Source organism: Zoogloea ramigera (assembly GCF_006539865.1).
Lineage (GTDB): Bacteria > Pseudomonadota > Gammaproteobacteria > Burkholderiales > Rhodocyclaceae > Zoogloea > Zoogloea ramigera.
This window is the reverse complement of the sequence record NZ_BJNV01000136.1, coordinates 1-3,875: the sequence shown is the minus strand read 5'-3', so window position 1 is coordinate 3,875 and position 3,875 is coordinate 1. Positions and strand designations below refer to the sequence as shown.

Below are 3,875 nucleotides of genomic sequence, written 5' to 3'. Positions count from 1 at the left end.
CTAAGGGATGAAGCGGCCAGCGCTGCGGCGCGCCAGGCAGCCCACTACCGCGTGGGCGCCCGCGGAGGGCAGCCCACATGCAGATAGCGCTCACAGCGAACCGCGCCGCCCCCCGCTCAAGCTCATGAAGCTGTAGATGCGGGTGTGCGTCGGCCGCGGGTTGTTGTAGGGCCCGACGTAAACGCGGATCGCGTCACCGTCGATCGTCACCCCGTGCACCTGTTCGTGCTCCGGATGGATCTGCGCGCAGCGGATGACCCGCGTGGCGTTTTCTCCTGGCCGGATCACCTCCAGCGTGTTGTTCGTGGCGTTGTACATCGCATATCCCTGGTGTCTCATCATCGTCTCCCGAGTCAGTTGCCTGCGGCCGGCGTGGCCCTCGCCATCGAGGCCCACCCCTCCCATGGCAGGAAACAGGTTACGCATCCGGTACGACAAGGTGTGACGCACCTCGGCTCTAAAATTCAGTTCATCGAAGCACTGCACTCTGTTGAACTGAAAGGAGAAATCATGGGAAAAGTACTCAAGGAGATCGAGGTGACCCTCGACACGCTGGCCGAGTTTCTGGATGACGCGGGCTGGGATGTGACCCCGGCATCCCAACGGCTGGTGTTCCACACGAAAGCAGGCGTCGGCTTCTCAATCCGCGTCGAACCCGACCGGCATTTCGTCCATTTCGGCACGCATCTGCCGATCCGCAAGGATTTCGAGGATCACCTGGATCTGGTGAATACCCTCAACAACGATGTCTTCCTGGGCTGCTTCTCGATCGACGAGGACAAGGACCTGTCGGTCACTTACAGCATGAGCTACGCGCGGGGCCTGATCCTGGCCCAGCTCAGCCGGATCCTCCGCCGCTTCGCCGGCATGCTGGATCACGTCGTGAGCACCTACGACAAGAACGACGAGGTGTTCGCCTTCGGCAACAGCGAGCCGGCCGCCAGCGAAACGCCGCACCCTTTACTTCAGTAGCGCGGAGCGATGCCGTCAATGACTCATGGAGTGATGAATAGGGGTGGTTCGACGATTGGGAGGGGCAATGGCAGAAAGAGCAATGGATTCTGAAACGCAGCCTGCAGATGACGGGGCAAGGCCGGCCGCGGAAAGGTTCCAGTCGGCGATGGTTCACTTCAGGGATATGCCGGGTCTCGACGGCCGCGGAGAGCGCGCCGATGTCCTGGAGGCGCGCCCCATCTACTGCCCCACGTCCAAGCGTGTAAGTGTGTCCAAGGTGGTCATGGACTGGACGCAGCTTGAGGGGACGTTCGTGGTGACGCTTGACGAGCTTGAGCTGGCAAGAGCGTTCAGATTTTCCTTGAGCCCGTATGGCATTCCCCGAAGCTCTGTCCCGTGGCTCCACTTCAAGTCCGGTCGGAAATCCCACGTCCGAGCCTATTCCATGCCTCAGGAGCTTCGCCTTGCCATTGATCGGGCTCTGCAATTGGTGATCCCCACTGTTGGAGGAGTTCCTTGGGCGCCTTTGAACGGGGATCAGCCTGTTTATCGCTCCGTTACGGAAGCCGACATGAATCCCGATGACGTCGCCGTCGCGAAGGGGCGTTTCACCACCCAGGACATTCTCGCCACGGTTGAAATTCCGCAAGAGGATCCCTTATCCGACAAGGAGGAACAGATTTGAAGACTGACAACACAGCCCACACCGTAAGACCCCTCCCGCAGGGACGCATCATCGACGATTGTCGCCACGACCTCGACATGGGCGCCGTGCTGGGTGCCCTGATCGGCGACGCGGCGGGGGCCACGCTGGAGTTCCTGGGTCGTCAACCGACGGCGGTGGAAGTCGAGCAGGCGCTCGGCATGTGCGGCGGCGGCATCTGGAACACCGCCCCCGGCCAGGTCACCGACGATGGCGAGCTGACCCTCGCGCTGCTACAGGCCCTGGCCGGGCAGCCCCGCTACGACGTTAACCGCGCCGCCCGGGCCTACCGCCTGTGGTACCTCAGCGACCCCTTCGACATCGGCAACGCCACCACCAACGCCCTCGAAGAAGGCGACCCGGACAGCCCCGATCTGGCAGAACTCATCGCCCGCCGGGCCTCGATGTTCAACTCGGAATCCAAGGCCAACGGCAGCCTCATGCGCGCCACCCCGCTCGGCGTCTGGTCGGCCCGCGTCACCCTCGAGGAAGCCGTAGACGCCGCCCGCGCCGATGCCCGGCTGACCCATCCGAACCCCAGCTGCCAATGGTCCACCACCGCCTACGTGGTCGCCATCCGCCACCTGATGCTCAACGTGGATGACCACCGTGGCGCCTTCGAAGCAGCCCGCTCCATTCTTCCCACCGGCGAAGGCGACGAAGTGCGCGGCTGGCTGGAAGACGCCGAAGCGGGCCAGCTGCCGCCGTTTCATCCCCAGGCCGGCTTCGTGAAGATCGCCTTCACCCACGCATTTCATCACCTGCTGCGGTGCACGCCGCACGTGCAGGCGCTGCGGGAAACGCTGAGCGGCGGAGGGGATACGGATACCAATGCCTGCATCGTCGGCGGATTGCTGGGGGCGCTGTGGGGAGAAAAGGGGTTAGCGGAGGAGATGAGGAAGATAGTGTTGGAGTTAACGACCAATTCCACAAAAAAGCGCTGAGAAGATTTTTAAAAAACATCAGATCAAAAAATTTACTTGACATTTAAAGGGTGTATAAAATGAAAACCTTTAGTGAACTACTCAAAGAATTCAAAGAAAAAAATAACTTCAGGACAAAATGGGCCGGTATATACAGAAACATCGTCGAAACTCTTGACAGAAATCCGCAAATAAAAAACGAAATAGACAACGGACTCTCCTCTTCAGCAAAAGAAGAAAAAAGCCGGCAAGACATAATTGGATCAATACAAAATCCAGTAGAAAAACTAATAAAAGAACTGGAAGAATCCACCAAAAAAGAAGTTGATGCCGAGTGGATATACAGTCAAGGCATTCAACTACTGTCGGGGCAAAATATCGAAATCAACGGATGTCAGTACATCATAGGACGGCGCAGAGGGCCTGCTGGTGGATTCACTTTAATCTCCACCATCGATCAAGGGCAGCCCACGGAGGATGCAAAACAAATAGAAGAAAGCATAGAAAAAATAGATGATCTAAATGTAAAAATAAAACAAAGCGAAGATGAAGGGGCGACACTTGAAAAAACCTTCTATCCATTAGTTAGAGAGTGGGGAAGAAGCAACGGTTTTTCAGGATGTGAAATCACTGGAGGAATGATCCCCCTCCCTCGATGGGAAAACCCAGACCTTATTGACATATATTGCGAATATTTTAACTACACAATGGATTTGCACTTTGAAATCACAAGTTTTGAGGTAAAAACGCGTGTAGAACCAGCAGCTGTTTGGCAGGCCGCCAATTACATGAAATTCTCAACATATACTTTTATTGTTTATGCCCTTCCTGAAAACGAAGTGAGATATGGGGGAAGCAATGGTCAAAATGAACGAATATTTGAAATGGCTGTCCAGCTGGGGCTTGGAGTTTTAGTTCTCGAAAAAGACAATAGTGAAAAATGGATCTTTAAGCTGATTCAATCCCCAAAAAGAAACAATCCCGAAAAAATTGAGATTCAACGAGTCGTAGATGCTTTTGCCAGAAAATTCAAAGAAATTAGTGACATGCTTAGCTCTGAACGAAAAAAGTGTGGAGCAGGAATAGTTGGAAATGGGCAGTTTTTAATAATACCCGCCAATTAAAAGAGATTTTAAATCTTACAGATTGGTTTAAAAAATTATCGCCACACTCCATCAAACAGTCCTTCCCTTTTGCTGAAACCCCTTCGTGGCTGGCTATCATCCAATTAAGATGGCGACTCCTTTTAAGGCATCCCATTACACACAGCTCTCACCCTGTACACTATCGACCTG

At 54.9% G+C, this 3,875-nt stretch carries 5 protein-coding genes; 4 read left to right on the top strand and 1 reads right to left on the bottom strand.

What is annotated here, in order from left to right:
* Window positions 1–90: 90 nt before the first annotated feature.
* On the bottom strand, window positions 91–318 hold the full coding sequence (locus ZRA01_RS20680) for a hypothetical protein (RefSeq protein ID WP_170183041.1): 228 nt from the start codon (window positions 316–318) through the stop codon (window positions 91–93).
* Window positions 319–510: 192 nt separating this feature from the next.
* Here ZRA01_RS20680 and ZRA01_RS20675 point away from each other — a divergent pair, with 192 nt between their 5' ends.
* The 4 genes from ZRA01_RS20675 to ZRA01_RS19950 all read left to right on the top strand — a co-directional run bounded on the left by ZRA01_RS20675 (window position 511) and on the right by ZRA01_RS19950 (window position 3,704).
* Window positions 511–972: a YbjN domain-containing protein gene (locus tag ZRA01_RS20675; protein WP_170183040.1), complete on the top strand. Its 462-nt coding sequence runs from the start codon at window positions 511–513 to the stop codon at window positions 970–972.
* Window positions 973–1,054: 82 nt separating this feature from the next.
* A complete protein-coding gene (locus tag ZRA01_RS19960; protein ID WP_141355122.1) occupies window positions 1,055–1,639 on the top strand; it encodes a hypothetical protein in 585 nt (194 codons plus the stop codon).
* The gene (locus ZRA01_RS19955; RefSeq protein WP_141355121.1) at window positions 1,636–2,601 is read left to right on the top strand and encodes an ADP-ribosylglycohydrolase family protein; all 966 of its coding nucleotides are present in this window, start codon (window positions 1,636–1,638) and stop codon (window positions 2,599–2,601) included. The genes ZRA01_RS19960 and ZRA01_RS19955 overlap by 4 nt, the downstream gene beginning before the upstream one ends.
* A 59-nt stretch (window positions 2,602–2,660) precedes the next feature.
* On the top strand, window positions 2,661–3,704 hold the full coding sequence (locus ZRA01_RS19950; protein WP_141355120.1) for a hypothetical protein: 1,044 nt from the start codon (window positions 2,661–2,663) through the stop codon (window positions 3,702–3,704).
* Window positions 3,705–3,875: the final 171 nt, after the last annotated feature.

Bases quoted from the DNA above. Each gene is read 5' to 3' on its own strand.
- ZRA01_RS19950 (WP_141355120.1), top strand. From the start codon at position 2,661: ATGAAAACCTTTAGTGAACTACTCAAAGAATTCAAAGAAAAAAATAAC.
- ZRA01_RS19960 (WP_141355122.1), top strand. From the start codon at position 1,055: ATGGATTCTGAAACGCAGCCTGCAGATGACGGGGCAAGGCCGGCCGCG.
- ZRA01_RS20680 (WP_170183041.1), bottom strand. From the start codon at position 318: ATGTACAACGCCACGAACAACACGCTGGAGGTGATCCGGCCAGGAGAA.
- ZRA01_RS20675 (WP_170183040.1), top strand. From the start codon at position 511: ATGGGAAAAGTACTCAAGGAGATCGAGGTGACCCTCGACACGCTGGCC.